We start from the raw sequence: 15,713 nt of genomic DNA, 5'->3' as shown, positions 1-15,713 counted from the left end.
GGCTACACGACTGGACGTTGTGCTCATCCCTTCGGACGAACACCGGGGGACGTTGATCGCAATTCCGCTAAGTGCGAAAGTGCGAGCGAAGAAACTGCAATTCACAGCGTCCTTGTTCTTCGCTGGGTCACGCCAGCATGGTGTGATCCGCCGTGCCCCACGGACACTCGAAGAACTATGCGATTTTGTTCGCACGGATGAATTCGATCTCCTCACCGAACTTCGCAAGCGGGTCATGGGATGGAAAGATGACGGGTGCCTCGAAGTATCACTCATCATCGTCATCGCATTTCCGCTGAAAAGGGGCGACGTTTCTACGATCGAAGTGACCGATATTTGGTCGTTCCTAACAACGGAGACCGTATTTGAAGTCGGGAAGCGAATCGGCGTATGGGACAAGAGCGATGGAAAAGTAGGTGCGTTTATCGCGCCCATTGAAGCTTTAAAGGGAGCGGACGTCACTCTCGAAGTTCTCCGCCCGCATTTCAGCTTCTCCCGGTCGGCTGCCGCACGAGCAAACGGTGTCGATGCGGTAGACGCAAAGACGGTCGCCGTGGGAGTCGGTGCGATCGGTTCACAGATCGTGCTCAATCTCGTCCGGGGAGGGTTCGGTCACTGGACGGTCATCGACAATGATGAACTGCTACCGCACAACTTGGCCCGACACGCTCTGCTCTCTGACGGAATCGGCTGGCCGAAGGCCATCGTCCTCGCCGCAACGATCAGTTCGCTTTTTGAGGACGAACCGCCGGCCAATGCGATTTCCGCAAATGTCTTGCGACCGGGCGAAGCGAAAGAAAAGATGGACGCGGCGTTTGCAGAATCAGAATTGATTCTGGATTTCTCGGCGTCAGTTCCCGTGTCGCGGCATCTTGCGAGAGACGTGCGAAGTGACGCACGTCGTGAATCGTTGTTCTTGAATCCTCGCGGTTCGGATCTCGTCTGCATTCGCGAAGACGCGAAGCGAGCGATGCCCCTCGATGGACTGGAAGCCCAGTATTATCGGGCAGTGATTCGCGATCCGGCACTCAGCGGTCACTTGGCCATGAATGAAGCCCGCACTCGATACGCCCGTTCATGCAGGGACGTGAGTTTTTCGATTCCGACTCACTTGGTGAGCATGCACAGTGCGATTGCAGTGCAGGCCATTCGCACGAGCATTTCTTCGGATGGTGCCTCTGTCCGCATTTGGCAAGCCGATCCTGCGACATGCGCGGTCGCAATAATAGATGTGCCACTCTTCACATCACACCGGGCGCAGCTCGGCGGATGGACAGTCGTCATTGATCAATGGCTCATCGATCATTTGCAGCAACTTCGCTCCGAACGGCTACCGAACGAAACTGGTGGCGTTCTCATCGGCATGTACGACCTACCGCGAAAGACCGTGTATGTCGTCGACACGATCCATTCACCTGCTGACAGCAAAGAGAAGCCTACGTTGTACATTCGCGGCTGCGAGGGACTCGAAGAACGGGTTGCCGCCATCAGCGCTGAGACGGCGGGAGAATTGGAGTACATCGGTGAGTGGCATTCGCATCCTGACGGATGCAGTTGCGCCCCAAGTAACGATGATTTGAATCTGTTCGCCAGCATAACGGATCGAATGACGGCGGCGGGCTATCCCGCGTTGATCGCAATTGTTTGTCAGGGGAACCATTCGGCTTGGTTCTTGGGCACGATGGCAGCAGATTTGGGCTGGACTGCACCATAGCCAAGAAAACCCCGCATTCTCGCGAATGTGGGGAAGCCTGAGCGGATCAGGCACAGTGGTGGCAGCGTCCGTGCTGCTCGGGAGTCTCGATGGTCGCGGCGACCTCATGGGCGAAGTCGCTACGGTCATACTGTCCGGCGAGCGTAGCCCGGATGTGATCGAGAGCCTTCGCTTGGTCACACCAGCCGAACGTGATCGACTCGATCTGGGCGGGTTTGCCCTTACCGCCGTCTTTCTTGATGACGGCGAATTCCTGGGCACCGTCCGGACCAGTCGAATCGTTGAGGAACCAGTAACCGCCGATTTCGAAGCCGGTGCAGCAACACCATGTCGTTTCGGTAAGCTGCCTGGCCAAGTCCTCGGCCGATTCCGCCGGGCTGACGCACCAGCTTCGATTATGGTGCAGCATCGGCCTCCTCCTTCTGCTTCGCGATCACTTTGACGTGCGCTCGGGCGTGTTTGACGATCGCATGCGTCATCGCGACGTGCCAGATTTGACCGAGTTTCCACGGGCCGATCGTCTTGGGCGGATAGCCGCCCTGTGACAACCAGTGTCGAAGCCCGTCCGCCAGTTCGGTCACGCGATCGCAGTCACTCGACTGGCTCAAATCATGCGAAGGCAATCGCAGCAACTACCATTTCTGACTCCAACGGAATTTGACCAGCGCTTGGCTAGAGGTGCTTCGTCGGGATTGTGGCGGCGAGAGACGTTGAATCCATAGAGTTCTATGGAAAAGTAGACTCCACTACAATTCCGAAAGTCAAATCTGGCGTGATCAGGAAATCGTTCCCCGAGGCGACGGTTATTTTCAAAACACCTGTCCTTCGCGCTTGCGACGACTCAAGATGCCGACAGTTGGCGCTTAAGATAAGACCTGCCGGGTGCCGGCGCTTTGCGCTTGAGGTGCCGGCAGAGCGCGCTTGCGACTTTCCGGCGAGCTTCTTGCCTGAGCAACGGTAATGCAGATATAGACAGAGCCTCGGCCGGAGTTTGAGTCCGCTCGAACCGGGGAGCGCCGTCCCACGTTGCACGCGAATGCAGAAAGTCGCCTAGTGCGCCAGGAATCACTCGGGGAATTGATACGCCGTACCGAGCGTGCAATCGCCTCTTCCCGGAGTCCTGATGATGCCCACACCCCGAAATGGGCACTTGCGGCGTGCCTTGTACAGGAGGCGACATGCGATTGGCCTAATGCGAGCTTTGGCGAGTCCCCTGAGTCCGCCGAGTCGGCTTTTGGCGTAGCCAGGCATGGACGGGCGGCGTGAGTTCCGCTGCTCACGACCATACTCAATCCTCCATTCGCGTGCTCATGCCCCGGGATGAATCCTCCACCTTGCGAGGCACTTCGAGCCCTCGGTCATTCGTGTGGGGCTCGGAAGCGATTTCATGGACCCGCCGGTGAGACGCATCGATCGACTGATTTTCCCAACCGGTTGTCCTCGGTTGAGATTTTCACCCACGGTTTTCATCACGGTTGAGGGCGCGCCTCGCGGTTGAGTGCCGGGCGCTGGCGGTTTCTCCGGCCGGCCCACAACCCCTATGACCGTTGCAATCGTCAGAATCGGCACAATCTGACCTACGGGCCGCTCACCTGGACAGGACCGGCGGCCCGAATGGAAATCCAGAATCTTGCCGATTTCCGATTGACCATGTTGGGGACGCAAGGCATAGTTATACGGGACGGCGGAAACGATTGTCAACAGCATCCCGCCGCTAACGTGTCGTCAACGTAAGGGGTCATAAAATGAGCGAACGGTTTCATCGGGAAGAACGGGAATACACGTTACCGGCGGGAACCATGCCGAAACAAACCATCGAAGGAATCTTCGGATATCTGGCCGATATTCAAAACGGCTGGGATGGAATCGAACCGCCTACACTGGCGGACGTTTCCGCCGTTGTCCTGGACGGGCCGGAATACGCTGATTTCCTGGACAATGGGGGAATCTTCCCGATTCGGGATGAATTCTACCGCTATCTGTCCGCTCACCTGGACATTTCGGAATCGTCGTGTCTTGCATTCCGCTTGCAACCGGACGCCTACACGTCCGGACCGCATCGGGAAGCGAGGGAAAAGAATGCAACGGCCGCGCTGAAACAGTGTCTGCGATGGTTCACAGACCGATGCCCGCGCGTGACAGCGGGAATGTCCGTCTATCTCCACAATCTGGAATCGCTGGGGCATGAATGGACCGTTACCGGGAATGCAACGTATGTCGGAACCTATCCGAAACGGCTGGCGAAATACCTTGCGAGGGAACACGGATTGCGATTGCGGGCCGGGCAGATTGAAACCATCGGAAACATCGGCGGGGCGGCTGTTGCCCGTTCGTCCGAATACGTTTTGACATTTGACCGGGACTACCTGGACGGGACGGATTCCGCCTACTGCAATGGTGGTTCGTGCTGGTGGGGGAGCAATTCGGGCGCACGGTATATGCTGGAAGAACACGGCGGGTATGCCATCCGCATGTGGGAAGACGGGCGACCGCGCGCCCGTTGCTGGATTGCTCCCCATAACGGCTATTTCGTGCTGTTCAACGCCTACGGCAAACTTGACCTGTTCCAGTTTGCCCGGATTCTCTCCCATCAATGGGGATGGTCCTACCACTCTTGTGACCTGGACAATCACGGGGAGTCCGGCGGCCTATTGTATATCAACAATGGGAAGGGAATTTGCATCGGTCCGGCGGACGTTATCGCGGACCTGGACGAAAAGCCGTCCGTCGATTTCCAATGGGAAGATATCGACGATGGGACGCCGTGCGCGGACTGCGGATGCAACACGGACCCGGACTATTCCTATTCGGACCCGAACGGAAACACGGTCTGCGAATCGTGTTATTCGGACAACTATTCATCGTGTTCCCGATGTGGGGATACGTTCCAGCATGAAGACGTCTACGATTGCGACGGGGACTATTATTGCGAGCATTGCGCCGACCGGGCCGGATTCGGGCAATGCCACGATTGCGATGAATGGCGGACCGGCTTGACCGAAACGGACGGCGGGCATTCGATCTGTGAATCGTGTGCGGACGATTATTCCTTGTGCTGTGATTGCGATACGCTGGCGGGCGAAACATGCCAGCGGACGGACGGGGAACACGTCTGCCGGGACTGTGCCAGCGAGTACACGGAATGCGAGGAATGCAGCCTACTCGCCAGCGAAACAGCGGACGATATCAACAATCGGGCGGTATGCGAGCGCTGCGCCCGCTCAATGGACCATTGCACGGATTGCGGGAAGCTTGCCGCATCCGTTGATGAGACCGCGAACGGGCATTCCGTCTGCGAACATTGCCAAGAGAACTACCGGGAATGCGAGGATTGCGGGGAATTGCTCCCGGCGGAACCCGCTTTGTTCCGGCTTTGTTGCGGGGATAGCGTTCTGGCAACGTAAGGGATATAAAACGGACCGCTCATCTAAACATTTTGAAGGGGGAAATCCCATGTTGAACCGAAAACTTTTGACCGCGATTGAACTGCGCTGCCGAATGCCGATTGACGCATTCCGTACAATGGGGGACACGATTGATACGGAAGATGGACAATTGACGTTCATCGACCGGGGCGGGGATACGCTCGCTGTTGCTCACCTGGATTTTGTCGATTGGACCCGGCCGCGCATTTCGCGGAGCGGAGAAACCATCCGTTGCCCGCAATTGGACGACCGGCTAGGCGCATGGACCATTCTGGACCTGTTGCCCACACTGGGAATCCATTCCGATATCTTGCTGACGGACAGCGAGGAAATCGGGCGCAGCACGGCGCAGCATTTCCGGGCCGGGAAGCAATACAACTGGATATTCCAGTTTGACCGGCGGGGGACGGATGCCGTTCTCTACCATTACGATTCCGATGAAAACCGCAATCGATTGGAACATCACGGCTTCACAATCGGGCGGGGAAGCTTCTCCGATATTTGCTACCTGGACCTGGATTGCAGCGGATGGAACATCGGGACGGGATACCATCACGAACATTCCCGCCGATGTTATGCCCGGCTTTCCGACACGTTCGGGAATGCGGTCAAGCTTGCGGAATTCTGGCGGGAGCATCACGGGGAACATATTCCCCCGCCGGTCGAAACGGTCCGGGGATACCTGGACTGGGGCGGCCCGGCCCGCACGGAATCAGAATTCTCCCTGGAAACATGGGAATGCGTCTGCGGGCAGGTTATGTGGCTGATGGACCCGTATTGCGAGGATTGCGGACGGTCCTACGATGACCTGGAAAAGCTTGGCGGATGGTCCGCCTACGATGATCGGACGTTCTACGAAATTCTGGAAAGCGAGGATTATTGACAGGATTCCCGATGCTGGCGGCCCTGATTGCCGCGCTTCTATTCATCAGACGGGACACGTTCGCCCGGCTGGCCTATCTCATCTCCGCCGGATTGATTGTGTTTGCGGCTTGCGGAACCGGCCCGCTCGCCTACCTTGCGGGATGGCTCGCGCTCCCGCCGTTGTTCGTGATAATGGGAACAAAAACGGGAAATAATGGTTGACCATGTCGCGGACGCAAGGCATATTCAGAGCATGGACATCATCCGAACAATTGCTGGTTTGTTGCGAGCGGAAATCATTGGTGCGGGATTGCTGGCAACGGGAATCATCGTCCCCGGCTTGCATCCGCTAACGCTCCCGCTGGCATTGTTCCTGATGTTCATTTCTCATTCCCGGCTGACAACGTAAGGGATATGAAAATGGTTGCTGCAACCATCAACGGGGGATTCTTTCAACTGGACGGGAACCGCATCCGTATTTCCGTAATGCGGACCATTGCGGAATTTCCGATACCGTCTCCGGCCCGTTGTGCGGAATTGGCGGGGGATGATCCGGCGGGCCGGGAATTCTGGACGGCGGTAGCGAAACGGGCATACGGACCGGCCGCGCGGCCGATCCGTCTGGACTATGCGGGGAATCCGGAAATCAATCGATAAGGGGAAACGATGATTGCTTGTATCTGCGGGGGAATCCTGGAATTGAGCGCTCTTGCCGTTTATGGACTGGCGGGCATCATCGCAGCGGGGATTTTCCGCTGGTGGCCGCGCCACTGTTGCGGATGCGTTCACAGCGAGGGGAAACACGATGAACACGATGCGGAATGAATTCGCTTGCGTCCATGCTGAGAAGCGAGCGGAGATTGACCATTACGAAACGGGATGCGACCCGGAGAGCGGGCGATACGTCCTCTCCCAGCGGGAGAACATCACGGCGGGTACGCTCCCCGCATTGATTCAACGGATCGGGGATTATTTCGGATTGTCCATCGATTACGTTTCCGCCGGACCTGGACGCATCGAATACAACCGTCTGGAAACGGCAGACGGGGAAGCACCTACGGACCGGCAGCGGGCTTCGTGGGAAGCGGGCCGATTGACGCTCTACCTTGCGGACTATTCATTCCGCATCGAACGGCGGACCGTCCGCGAATTGGAGCGGGCGGACCTGGACGGGATTGAATGCGAGTTTGCGGATATCTGACAATTTCATTTGACCGTCTGACGAACGCAAGGCATATTTAAACATCTTCAACAGCGAGGGGAACACGATGCCGGACGGGAAACGGAAAAGACGGTTTTCAGACAATTCAGCGAAGCGGGAATACTATGCCCGGCATCGGGCGGCCCGCTTCGCGAAACGATTCTTTGGCGAATAACTCCCGGCCCGGCATCTTCCGGCGGGAGCGGGCGAAATGGGGGAAGGGAGCATCATGGAACCACAAACCATCATCGACGATTTGACGAAACGGGGGATGGAATTCGCAATCCGTTTTGTCCCCTACTCGCAAGCGGAACCGCAACCGGGAGCGGACGGGAAGCGCTGGGAATGTTTCAACTGGCGCGCCCGCATCACGTTCAACGGGCGGGCGATTGCAACGAACTACCGGACGGGAACCGCCCACGTTACGAAATTCCCAACAGTCCGATTCCCTAGCGGCAAGATTGACAAATGGGAGTCCGGGAATCGTTTGCGGCAAATGTTGGAAAGCGGGCGAGGCGCGAGGATTCCTACGGTCCTGGATGTTCTCGCTTCTCTTGTTTCGGATGCGTTCGCGGTTCTGGACGTTGCGGATTTTGAAGAATTCGCCCGGGAATTCGGCTACAGCGTGGATAGCCGATCGGCGGAACGGACCTACCGGGAATGCGTTCGGATCGGATTGAAATTGCGGGCAATGTTCGGGGCGGACCTGGCCACGATGAGGGAAGCTTTTGCGGACCTGTAAGGGGAACGAAATGGATTACAGAAAAGATCCGAATTTGAAAATCGGTGCGATGGTAGACGAATACGAAAATCTGGTGTCCGTCCACGATGGGCGGGAGTCCGGAGAACCGAACTGGGAAGCAATCGCCCGCGAACTGGAATCCGATTGTGAATGGACAGCGGACGGGGCGGCCGCGCTGTGCATGTTGGCGGAACGCTACGGCGCATTCATGCTGCGGTCCGCGCTGGCGCTCGCAACCGCTCTGGAAATCGAAGATGGCAGCGAGGGATTCTAACGACGCAAGGCATACCATGAACTGGCAAACAATCGAACGGGATACGGAACACGACACGGAACGGGCCGGGGACATAGTCGCCCGTGTCGGGGAACTGATTGCGGACGGCATCGGACCTACGGAAACGGCGGCCCGCATCAATGCGGAATTCGGAACGGAATACTCTCCCCGGGAAATCTGGAATTTGTGGATTGACGGGGAGATTTGAGACACGGCGGGGACCGTCCCCGCTCACCTAGACAGCAACAGCGAGGGGAACACGATGAACATGGCAGACGAGACACGGGCGGCGCTGGACACGATACCGGCAATGACCGTCCGGCGGGACGCGCACGGATTGACGATTGATGTTGCCGGGAAACGGGAATCGATCGTCCTGGATTACTGGCCGGAAAATGGCGTTCGCCTATTCGTTTTCGATGAATTCGGGAACGAAATGCAACCGGCCTACACGTTGACGGACGATGATTGCAACCGGTCCGGGGAACTGGCAAACGTCCCCGGCGGACCGGGAGCGCCCGCGCGGTCCATCCCGTTCGTGTTCCGTGCTGATGTTCCGGCGGGATGCCCGTTGTCCGATGCTGAAATTGTGGACGCAATCAACGGAGCGGGGATCGGCGGTCCGGCGGGAGTCCGAATCGGCCGCGCGAACGCAATTGACCTGGACGGGGATTTACTGGCAGCGGCGGACCGCTTCCGCAAGGCAGCAAAATACTACCCGGATTGCGATGATGGCGCGGATGCTGTGAAACTGGCGGATGCGTTCCTAGGGATTCTCTGACGCCCGCTCCCGCCGTCCGGCCCGTTTGGGAGTGTTCAGACACGTCCCGGCGGGCCGATGCGTTAGCGGGCATCCTGTAGCGTCTGGCGTGATTCCAACTATTTTCGGAAATCGGGCGGATTATCCCTGCGCGTGCCACGAACGCAAGGCATAGTGGAGCAGCTTCAACCGTTCAACAGCAAGGGAAACGCAATGGACACTCTCACCCGGAACTATACGGCATTTTATTCGTTCGCGGAATTCTGCGATACGGCGGAACGGTCAAGCTACTCGCCTACGCTGTCCCCGCTCCCCGGCAAGCGGAACGAATCCCGGAATGTCCGGCGGGCCGAACTGGCGGACGCATTCGATAGCGAAATGATCCGGCGCGGCTCGCCCGTCCGGGCATGGCGGGGAATGCGGTAAACGGACCTGGACAGCGGGCCGGGGAATGGTCCCCGGTCCGCATCTTCAGCGAGGGGAACACGATGAACAAATTCACGGTCAATCCGAAATTTGTATCAACGGTCGATCGGCTTTGCATTGCGCTTCGGCGGGCCGGATTCACGTCATACGTTGAAACGGACGCGAACGCAACATTCATTTGTACGGACGCATCCCGCGCGTTTGTTCTGCTGACGGCGGGACACGGGCAATTTCTGAACTAGGGGAATATCACAGTAACGTAAGGGGAACATCATGCGAGAACATCGGCGGGAAATCGTTCGCAATCTGGCGGGGATGGTCCCGCATTGGTCGCAAGCGCATTGCGACAATCGGGCGGCCTACCTTGCGGCTGAACACGGGGAAACGGGTTTCTACACGTTCGCCCTGGACTATCTCCGGGGCGGCCCGCATCCGCTCACGGTCTGGACATTCGACGAACGGAACGGGGACACGTTTCCGCCGGTCCGATTGACCGTTCAAGGGGATGACCGGGAACGCATCCGGCAGCGGGCGGCCGAATTGCTTTTGATCGGCGGACACGTTGCAACTGATGATTTGCCATTCGTCCGTGTTATCACCTATCGGCCCGCAATGCGAGTTTGCGACCGTTTTCCGATGGCGTAGGTTTGAGTATGCGATATCTCATTCTGGCATCAATTGGCGCGCTGGGGATTGTCGGATTCTTGCGGCAACACGAACTGCAATTCCAACGGGACACGGTCCGCCGGTCTGCCGTTGTCGAGACAATGCAGCGGGATTCCGCGCGGCTGGCGGAACAGCAGCGGGAAGAATTCGAGCGGATGGACCGGGAGCGGGACGCGAAACAATCTTTGGAGCGGGCGGCCCGCGAATACCGGGCGGACGTTCGGGAAATCAGGGAGCGGGAGCGGGCGGGACTGTGAAACGCAAATTGACAATGACACGGATTTCCCATGCGGCTGATTGCCAGCGGGGGAATACCGTTTTCCGGCGGACAGTACACGGATTCGACCGAATAGGGATCATTCACTACGTCCGTGATGATTCTGTGATTCTGTACGGCGGGAGGGCGATGGCGTTCAGGGAGGGTATTTACCGGCGGAAGCTTTTGCCCGCTTACCTGGACGGCTGACGCAGCGGGCAGCACCGATCGATTTTATCGGTTCTGATCGGTTCTTTGACGTAAAGTGTTATACTAATAGACGTTGCAGTTAAATTGGCATGTTCAACAGCACCGATAGCACCGATCAGACGGGTTTTTCCATATCGTTCCTATTATTGTGTGTTTCTTCTCTCGAAGAATTCTCTCGCGCTACGGAAAGATATGTGAAAACCTGTCCCATCGGTGCTATCGGTGCTGACCTGGAAACGGTCAATCATGTTGTCAGTTGTTCACTATTTTAATGCAACATATTTGATGCAAATGATTTACGAATAGCAATCAGCGCCGGATGCTCGCGCGGTTGCTGTGCGCGTACTGCCAAAATGGCAGTTGTCCGCACGACCGGCATTGCCTGTTGAATCCGCAGAACCGATACGGACGTTCAGAACTGCACAATCGCTATCGTCCGAACAAGCCAGAAGCCCATAACTCTCACCATAATCGATACTTCCGGCATCCTGGACGGCCTACGTTTGCTAGTCAAGCTAGCTGACGGATTGACATAACCGCATACCGTGTAGTGGATTGCACACGATGGCGGACATGGATTGACACGGAATTGACACCATTCCCGGCCCGGCGGCCGCTTCCGGTTCACTTGGACAGCGAGGGGACGGCGGGCGGCCCGGATCGGCGGCCCTGGACAGCGAGGAACGACCGGCAACGGATGACCTAGACCTGGATCGATTGCGAGGAATGAACCGATTGTGCGGGTTATTCCGAATACGAGGGTGGTCCGGGTGGGGTCAAATTTGAGGGTTGTACTGGTCGGAGGGGTTGAGGCTTCCGCAGAGCCGTATTCTCGCTGCGCGTGGCGGCAAAATAAGGTCCGACGCGGCGAACACTCCAGGGACCAGAGGCGAGCAGCCCCGTTTCACGACACTGCGACCGCCTGCGTGAGCAGCGTCCGCTGTAGACCTGGCCCTGGCCTGCCTTCATGGGGAACATCACACGAGTTCCCTTTGACAATGCCCCAGGTGTCGGGCAGAATTGAATTCATGTCAACGCAAAGGATATTCGTGATGCGATACCTCCCGCTGATCGCCGCTTCGGTTTTGGCCTATTTCGTGCCGGCCGCAGCCGTCTTGATGATCGTGGCCCTCGCACCGATCCTGCTGGACCCGGCTCCGCTGAACGGGGCTGACTGGGCTCCTCAGTATCCGCCACTCCCACCTCGAAAATAAAGCGACCCGCCCACAGGGGCGGGTCAAACGCGGCGTAACGACGTGGAGCTAGTGGTCCGGGCACTGGTCACAGCAACCGGGCAGTTCACCGTGCTCGCAGAAGTCGGTCGTCGGATCGATGCCAGGACCAGCGGCAGCCCGCTCGGGAAGAATGATTTCCATCCCGATTTCCAGGTCCATTCCGCTTAAATGGGGTTCCAGCGTGTTGCTCGGAAAGTCGTGAATCTGCTCCAGAAATCTGGCGAATCGGCGTGTTGCGTGCCGATCACCATCACCGATTCCGAAGTCAGTGCAAAGCCAGTGATCGCCATTTGGAAAGGCGAAGACGATTCCGTCCCTGTGGAGAAATTGCAGATCGGGGCGCTCTTGGTCCACTCGATTACGAAGTTGTTGCAATGAAACGGTTCGCACCGTAGTATCTTTCCAGGGCAAGGTATTCATGACGACTCCATTGGAGTAGTGGAGATGGGGAAAGTGCAGGAAAATATCTAGCCGCTGAAAATTTTGTACAATCCCTCGTGTGAAGACCTTCTGGTTGTGACGATTGCATGGACCATATCACCTACTACCGAAGACGCAAGAGGGGTCGGCGCAATTATGGCCTCGACCTGGACGCTCAGCGAGCGGCTGTCGATCAGTATTTGGCCGAGCATGATGGCCGCAGCTTGGCCGAATACACTGAGATCGAGGATGGCGAAGCGATCGACCGTCCGCAGTTGAAAGCTGCCATTGAGCAGTGTAACAAGATCGGGGCAACCTTGCTGGTGGCATCGAGCTACCGGATGAAGGTCAACATGAAGTTCCTGTCGATGCTTCGCGACGTGAACTTCGTAGTGGCTGATGACGAGAGCATCAGCACGCCAACGCTACCGGTAATTATCGACATTGCTCGTACTTGGGCCGCAGAACAATCCGCCAAGGTCCGTGAACGCATGAAAGGCGTGGTTTGCGGGGCAGCGCGTCCCGGACATCGCAACAAGAACAACAAAGACCTCTTCGACAAGGCCATCAAGAAAGCAACCAAGGCATCCGTCAAGGCCAGACAGGACCGGGCCAGGGCCGCCTACGGCCCGCTGATTCCCTTAATGAAGCGGTGGAAGGCCCAGGAAGGCACAAGCTTCAATGACGTGGCGAAGTGGCTCAATGAGGATGGCTACCTGACCACGGCGGGCAAGCCGTTCACCGCATCCGCTGTTCATCGAATCATGAAAGCCCATGATGACTCGAAGGATTGATACCGATCGGAGTGTGGACTTAATCTCCGAGCCGCTAAACAACGGCATGAGAATCGAGGCCCGCGTTCTCCGGCATCAGAATTTTGGCATTTCAATCCGTTTTGACGGCACGCCGGTCGATGCGGGAGGCTTCATCACGACCTCAGACGCCGCCATCTGGATGAATGCCCTACGAGCCCTGTTGGATGAGGCAAAGGAACTCAGTTTCGAGTTGAAGCAGGAGTCCAAAGCTGAGAAGCCAAAGCCAGCAGCGAAGAGAAAGACAAAACGCTGATTCAGTCGTCTTGAGCACGGAACTCGTATTGAGTATGCCTGAGCAGAGTCGCAAGAAAGGCATCTCGATCAGCGGCACTGGGAAATCGCTTCCAAACCGCCCAACGGCCATCTCGGAGTTTCCGATGAACTTCGTTCCACCGGTATAGAATGAGAAATGGTCGGGACTCGGAGCGAGGATCAGTGAAATCGGAGAGTCGGATGATCATGCGCGTCCGTTTTCGGCTTCAATAGCCCGATATTCAAAGAATCTTTGTTCTTTGGTCTGGAGTGATGCCATCGCTTGGTCGCGGCTCCGTTCGGTCTCGTAAGGCTTCCACGTTCTCCAGGGATTCTGCCCATTGTGGAATTGTCGGCGAAACCGGTCGTTTTCGATCTTCGCCCACCAGTCTTCCCCGAGACGTGAGCGAAGAATATCGCAGTCATTTGGAAAACGTGGTGGCGACCTATGTCCGTGGCGATGACGGAAATCCTCGACTGGATTTTGTGAACACTGGTCCGGATCACTTCGTTCATGCTGACAATTATGCCGAAATCGCGCTGCCTTTGGCTGTCGCACGGCAGACCAATAGAGACATCGTGGCACTCCTATGAGCATTGCACTCAGTCGGCACCCGCTGTTCAGTCAGGTGTGGCCGAATTTTGAACTCTGGCGGGCGTGCTATGCGGCTGATGAGTATTTTCTTCAGAAATACCTGCGGAAGTTCAGTCAACGAGAGGATGTGGAAGATTTTGTCAGCCGTTCGGCTGTGACGCCGATTCCCAGCTTCGCCGCCTCCGCGATCAACGACATCAAAAACGCCATTTTCCAGCGTCTTGCGGATGTGTTGCGATCCGGTGGCAGTGAAGGCTACCAGAAAGCCGTAGCGGGCGAGGGTTTGGGAATTGATCGGCGCGGCTGTTCGATGAACGCCTTCATAGGTCAAAAGATCATCGCCGAGTTGCTTGTGATGGGTCAGGTCGGAGTGTACATCGACAATTCGGCTCTCGCTGGACCGACACTGGTTGGATCTCGAAACACGCAGCCTTACCTGTACTGCTACAAACGCGAAGACATCCTGAATTGGGAACTCGCGGATCAGGACAACCCCTCAGAGTTCAAGTCGATACTTCTTCGAGATTGTCTGCTGAAGTACGACGACATGACTCGATTACCGGTTGAGGAGACTGAGAGAAAGCGACTGGTATGGATTGACGATCGTGACGGACTGGTCCATGTCCGCATGATCAATGATAGCGATCAAGACCTGGAGCCCGAACGAACTTTGAATCTGACTCGCATTCCGTTCGTTCTGCTGGACATCGGGGACAGCCTGATTCGACCCGTCTGCCGCCACCAGATTGCCTTGCTCAACCTCACCTCCAGCGATGTCTGGTACGCGCTCAAAAGCAATTTCCCGTTTTATACGGAGCAGCGAGACCTCCGGGCTGCTGGTCCGCACTTGAAGCAACCCGTACCGACAATCTTAAAGATATGACTGCCAAGGGACGGCGTGCAATCGGGCGAATGCTGCCACAGACCAAACTGACCGCATCGCAAATCAAACAGATTCAAACCTCCCCACTGACACTCCGGGCAATAGCCAAGAAGTTCGGAATCTCGTTTCAGTACGTCCACAAGCTAAAGAGTAAAGACCGAACTTCATGTCTATCTGGTTCGTAGGAGACACCCACTTTCAGTGGCCAACGATCGCAAAGCATCGCGGTTTCGTGTCTGCCGAGGAGCACGATGCAACGGTCTTAGATGCGATCAATGAGCACGTTCAACGGAAGGATCGATTGTTCATTCTCGGTGACTTCTGCTCGAAGGGCCCACAGAAGTGGCGCACCCAGATCAATTGTCGAGAAGTGAACTTGATCTTCGGAAACCATGACCGGCAATCCTGGGGACAGTGCTTCAGTCAAGCTTGGGATCAGAAGGTGATCAAGCTTTGGGACGGGTTCCATGTCTTCCTGTCTCACTATCCAAACGCCTATTGGCCTCGGTCTCACTACGGTGCGGGTCATCTGTATGGGCACACCCACAACCAGCGTGAGGCAACCTTGGATCAGTTGTTCCCGGGGCGGCGAAGCATGGACGTGGGAGTCGATGCACTGATCGCACGGTTTGGATCATTCCGGCCTATCAGTGATCAGGAAGTTTACTGTGAGTTCCTGAAACGCCCTGGGCACGACGATCCCGAGTTCTATCGGACGAACTTCGGTGTCTATGAAAGGACCAATGATGTGCAAAGTCCCGGGAGTTGAGCAGGCTGACTGGTCATCCAAGCGGCCCTCAAAAGCCCGTCAGTTTATGAAGAAGCGTAAGGCAAAGCTCGAACGCCGCAAGGCACGGCTCAACCCGATGTGTTGCCCTACCTATGGGGTGTACCGAGGCTGGGCGAGTTGATGTTCCCCGTAAGGGGCTTGTTTGGATGGGCGGGCAGCGGCTCGGTCGGCTGGCACCGGCGAAG

General features: G+C 56.8%; 23 protein-coding genes. 20 read left to right on the top strand and 3 right to left on the bottom strand.

The window, feature by feature from the left end; translation table 11 throughout:
• The first annotated feature begins 235 nt into the window (after nucleotides 1–235).
• A complete protein-coding gene (locus SH661x_RS09135) occupies nucleotides 236–1,714 on the top strand; it encodes a Mov34/MPN/PAD-1 family protein (protein ID WP_437231181.1) in 1,479 nt (492 codons plus the stop codon).
• 46 nt (nucleotides 1,715–1,760) lie between these two features.
• Here the strand turns inward: SH661x_RS09135 and SH661x_RS09130 are convergent, their stop codons facing one another.
• Both SH661x_RS09130 and SH661x_RS09125 read right to left on the bottom strand, forming a co-directional pair.
• The gene (locus SH661x_RS09130; RefSeq protein WP_437230186.1) at nucleotides 1,761–2,123 is read right to left on the bottom strand and encodes a hypothetical protein; all 363 of its coding nucleotides are present in this window, start codon (nucleotides 2,121–2,123) and stop codon (nucleotides 1,761–1,763) included.
• The gene (locus SH661x_RS09125; protein ID WP_437230184.1) at nucleotides 2,110–2,346 is read right to left on the bottom strand and encodes a hypothetical protein; all 237 of its coding nucleotides are present in this window, start codon (nucleotides 2,344–2,346) and stop codon (nucleotides 2,110–2,112) included. Before SH661x_RS09125 ends, SH661x_RS09130 begins: the two co-directional genes overlap by 14 nt.
• 1,113 nt (nucleotides 2,347–3,459) lie before the next feature.
• Here SH661x_RS09125 and SH661x_RS09120 point away from each other — a divergent pair.
• The 15 genes from SH661x_RS09120 (at nucleotide 3,460) to SH661x_RS09050 (ending at nucleotide 11,752) form a co-directional block, all read left to right on the top strand.
• Nucleotides 3,460–5,118, top strand: coding sequence for a hypothetical protein (locus SH661x_RS09120; protein ID WP_437230182.1), 1,659 nt, complete (start codon nucleotides 3,460–3,462; stop codon nucleotides 5,116–5,118).
• Between the two features lie 49 nt (nucleotides 5,119–5,167).
• Nucleotides 5,168–6,022, top strand: coding sequence for a hypothetical protein (locus SH661x_RS09115; RefSeq protein WP_437230180.1), 855 nt, complete (start codon nucleotides 5,168–5,170; stop codon nucleotides 6,020–6,022).
• 11 nt (nucleotides 6,023–6,033) lie between these two features.
• Nucleotides 6,034–6,225, top strand: coding sequence for a hypothetical protein (locus SH661x_RS09110; RefSeq protein WP_437230178.1), 192 nt, complete (start codon nucleotides 6,034–6,036; stop codon nucleotides 6,223–6,225).
• 31 nt (nucleotides 6,226–6,256) lie between these two features.
• The gene (locus SH661x_RS09105; RefSeq protein ID WP_437230176.1) at nucleotides 6,257–6,412 is read left to right on the top strand and encodes a hypothetical protein; all 156 of its coding nucleotides are present in this window, start codon (nucleotides 6,257–6,259) and stop codon (nucleotides 6,410–6,412) included.
• 11 nt (nucleotides 6,413–6,423) lie between these two features.
• Nucleotides 6,424–6,660: a hypothetical protein gene (locus SH661x_RS09100; protein WP_437230174.1), complete on the top strand. Its 237-nt coding sequence runs from the start codon at nucleotides 6,424–6,426 to the stop codon at nucleotides 6,658–6,660.
• 9 nt (nucleotides 6,661–6,669) lie between these two features.
• Complete coding sequence (locus SH661x_RS09095; protein ID WP_437230172.1) at nucleotides 6,670–6,828, top strand: hypothetical protein; 159 nt, start codon at nucleotides 6,670–6,672, stop codon at nucleotides 6,826–6,828.
• On the top strand, nucleotides 6,818–7,204 hold the full coding sequence (locus tag SH661x_RS09090; protein WP_437230170.1) for a hypothetical protein: 387 nt from the start codon (nucleotides 6,818–6,820) through the stop codon (nucleotides 7,202–7,204). The genes SH661x_RS09095 and SH661x_RS09090 overlap by 11 nt, the downstream gene beginning before the upstream one ends.
• 229 nt (nucleotides 7,205–7,433) lie before the next feature.
• Complete coding sequence (locus tag SH661x_RS09085; protein WP_437230168.1) at nucleotides 7,434–7,946, top strand: hypothetical protein; 513 nt, start codon at nucleotides 7,434–7,436, stop codon at nucleotides 7,944–7,946.
• Nucleotides 7,947–7,956: 10 nt separating this feature from the next.
• Complete coding sequence (locus SH661x_RS09080; RefSeq protein ID WP_437230166.1) at nucleotides 7,957–8,220, top strand: hypothetical protein; 264 nt, start codon at nucleotides 7,957–7,959, stop codon at nucleotides 8,218–8,220.
• 16 nt (nucleotides 8,221–8,236) lie between these two features.
• Nucleotides 8,237–8,428, top strand: coding sequence for a hypothetical protein (locus tag SH661x_RS09075; protein WP_437230164.1), 192 nt, complete (start codon nucleotides 8,237–8,239; stop codon nucleotides 8,426–8,428).
• Nucleotides 8,429–8,488: 60 nt separating this feature from the next.
• The gene (locus SH661x_RS09070) at nucleotides 8,489–9,001 is read left to right on the top strand and encodes a hypothetical protein (RefSeq protein ID WP_437230162.1); all 513 of its coding nucleotides are present in this window, start codon (nucleotides 8,489–8,491) and stop codon (nucleotides 8,999–9,001) included.
• 192 nt (nucleotides 9,002–9,193) lie between these two features.
• On the top strand, nucleotides 9,194–9,406 hold the full coding sequence (locus SH661x_RS09065) for a hypothetical protein (RefSeq protein ID WP_437230160.1): 213 nt from the start codon (nucleotides 9,194–9,196) through the stop codon (nucleotides 9,404–9,406).
• A gap of 273 nt (nucleotides 9,407–9,679) precedes the next feature.
• Nucleotides 9,680–10,051 (top strand): hypothetical protein, encoded by a 372-nt coding sequence (locus SH661x_RS09060; protein ID WP_437230158.1) that lies wholly within the window; start codon nucleotides 9,680–9,682, stop codon nucleotides 10,049–10,051.
• An 8-nt stretch (nucleotides 10,052–10,059) separates the two neighbouring features.
• Nucleotides 10,060–10,329, top strand: a complete 270-nt coding sequence (locus SH661x_RS09055) for a hypothetical protein (RefSeq protein WP_437230156.1) — start codon at nucleotides 10,060–10,062, stop codon at nucleotides 10,327–10,329.
• A gap of 1,261 nt (nucleotides 10,330–11,590) precedes the next feature.
• Nucleotides 11,591–11,752 (top strand): hypothetical protein, encoded by a 162-nt coding sequence (locus tag SH661x_RS09050; RefSeq protein ID WP_437230154.1) that lies wholly within the window; start codon nucleotides 11,591–11,593, stop codon nucleotides 11,750–11,752.
• Between the two features lie 48 nt (nucleotides 11,753–11,800).
• Here the strand turns inward: SH661x_RS09050 and SH661x_RS09045 are convergent, their stop codons facing one another.
• Complete coding sequence (locus SH661x_RS09045) at nucleotides 11,801–12,193, bottom strand: hypothetical protein (protein WP_437230152.1); 393 nt, start codon at nucleotides 12,191–12,193, stop codon at nucleotides 11,801–11,803.
• A gap of 107 nt (nucleotides 12,194–12,300) precedes the next feature.
• On the opposite strand from SH661x_RS09045, the gene SH661x_RS09040 reads away from it, so the two are divergent.
• The 4 genes from SH661x_RS09040 to SH661x_RS09025 all read left to right on the top strand — a co-directional run bounded on the left by SH661x_RS09040 (nucleotide 12,301) and on the right by SH661x_RS09025 (nucleotide 15,507).
• On the top strand, nucleotides 12,301–12,987 hold the full coding sequence (locus SH661x_RS09040) for a recombinase family protein (RefSeq protein ID WP_437230150.1): 687 nt from the start codon (nucleotides 12,301–12,303) through the stop codon (nucleotides 12,985–12,987).
• On the top strand, nucleotides 12,968–13,261 hold the full coding sequence (locus SH661x_RS09035; protein WP_437230148.1) for a hypothetical protein: 294 nt from the start codon (nucleotides 12,968–12,970) through the stop codon (nucleotides 13,259–13,261). The genes SH661x_RS09040 and SH661x_RS09035 overlap by 20 nt, the downstream gene beginning before the upstream one ends.
• A 589-nt stretch (nucleotides 13,262–13,850) precedes the next feature.
• Nucleotides 13,851–14,738, top strand: a complete 888-nt coding sequence (locus SH661x_RS09030) for a hypothetical protein (protein ID WP_437230146.1) — start codon at nucleotides 13,851–13,853, stop codon at nucleotides 14,736–14,738.
• A 166-nt stretch (nucleotides 14,739–14,904) separates the two neighbouring features.
• On the top strand, nucleotides 14,905–15,507 hold the full coding sequence (locus tag SH661x_RS09025) for a metallophosphoesterase family protein (RefSeq protein WP_437230144.1): 603 nt from the start codon (nucleotides 14,905–14,907) through the stop codon (nucleotides 15,505–15,507).
• Nucleotides 15,508–15,713: the final 206 nt, after the last annotated feature.

The organism is Planctomicrobium stercoris (assembly GCF_051465655.1).
Taxonomy (GTDB): Bacteria; Planctomycetota; Planctomycetia; order Planctomycetales; family Planctomycetaceae; genus Planctomicrobium.
Note: the sequence above shows the minus strand (reverse complement) of the source record. Positions and strands in the feature narration are given on the sequence as shown.

Excerpts from the sequence above, each read along its gene's own strand:
- SH661x_RS09085 (WP_437230168.1), top strand. The coding sequence starts at position 7,434 with ATGGAACCACAAACCATCATCGACGATTTGACGAAACGGGGGATGGAA.
- SH661x_RS09030 (WP_437230146.1), top strand. The coding sequence starts at position 13,851 with ATGAGCATTGCACTCAGTCGGCACCCGCTGTTCAGTCAGGTGTGGCCG.
- SH661x_RS09080 (WP_437230166.1), top strand. The coding sequence starts at position 7,957 with ATGGATTACAGAAAAGATCCGAATTTGAAAATCGGTGCGATGGTAGAC.
- SH661x_RS09130 (WP_437230186.1), bottom strand. The coding sequence starts at position 2,123 with ATGCTGCACCATAATCGAAGCTGGTGCGTCAGCCCGGCGGAATCGGCC.
- SH661x_RS09135 (WP_437231181.1), top strand. The coding sequence starts at position 236 with ATGGGATGGAAAGATGACGGGTGCCTCGAAGTATCACTCATCATCGTC.
- SH661x_RS09070 (WP_437230162.1), top strand. The coding sequence starts at position 8,489 with ATGGCAGACGAGACACGGGCGGCGCTGGACACGATACCGGCAATGACC.
- SH661x_RS09115 (WP_437230180.1), top strand. The coding sequence starts at position 5,168 with ATGTTGAACCGAAAACTTTTGACCGCGATTGAACTGCGCTGCCGAATG.
- SH661x_RS09050 (WP_437230154.1), top strand. The coding sequence starts at position 11,591 with ATGCGATACCTCCCGCTGATCGCCGCTTCGGTTTTGGCCTATTTCGTG.
- SH661x_RS09095 (WP_437230172.1), top strand. The coding sequence starts at position 6,670 with ATGATTGCTTGTATCTGCGGGGGAATCCTGGAATTGAGCGCTCTTGCC.
- SH661x_RS09090 (WP_437230170.1), top strand. The coding sequence starts at position 6,818 with ATGCGGAATGAATTCGCTTGCGTCCATGCTGAGAAGCGAGCGGAGATT.
- SH661x_RS09120 (WP_437230182.1), top strand. The coding sequence starts at position 3,460 with ATGAGCGAACGGTTTCATCGGGAAGAACGGGAATACACGTTACCGGCG.
- SH661x_RS09075 (WP_437230164.1), top strand. The coding sequence starts at position 8,237 with ATGAACTGGCAAACAATCGAACGGGATACGGAACACGACACGGAACGG.
- SH661x_RS09035 (WP_437230148.1), top strand. The coding sequence starts at position 12,968 with ATGATGACTCGAAGGATTGATACCGATCGGAGTGTGGACTTAATCTCC.
- SH661x_RS09040 (WP_437230150.1), top strand. The coding sequence starts at position 12,301 with ATGGACCATATCACCTACTACCGAAGACGCAAGAGGGGTCGGCGCAAT.
- SH661x_RS09105 (WP_437230176.1), top strand. The coding sequence starts at position 6,257 with ATGGACATCATCCGAACAATTGCTGGTTTGTTGCGAGCGGAAATCATT.
- SH661x_RS09045 (WP_437230152.1), bottom strand. The coding sequence starts at position 12,193 with ATGAATACCTTGCCCTGGAAAGATACTACGGTGCGAACCGTTTCATTG.
- SH661x_RS09065 (WP_437230160.1), top strand. The coding sequence starts at position 9,194 with ATGGACACTCTCACCCGGAACTATACGGCATTTTATTCGTTCGCGGAA.
- SH661x_RS09055 (WP_437230156.1), top strand. The coding sequence starts at position 10,060 with ATGCGATATCTCATTCTGGCATCAATTGGCGCGCTGGGGATTGTCGGA.
- SH661x_RS09110 (WP_437230178.1), top strand. The coding sequence starts at position 6,034 with ATGCTGGCGGCCCTGATTGCCGCGCTTCTATTCATCAGACGGGACACG.
- SH661x_RS09060 (WP_437230158.1), top strand. The coding sequence starts at position 9,680 with ATGCGAGAACATCGGCGGGAAATCGTTCGCAATCTGGCGGGGATGGTC.
- SH661x_RS09100 (WP_437230174.1), top strand. The coding sequence starts at position 6,424 with ATGGTTGCTGCAACCATCAACGGGGGATTCTTTCAACTGGACGGGAAC.
- SH661x_RS09025 (WP_437230144.1), top strand. The coding sequence starts at position 14,905 with ATGTCTATCTGGTTCGTAGGAGACACCCACTTTCAGTGGCCAACGATC.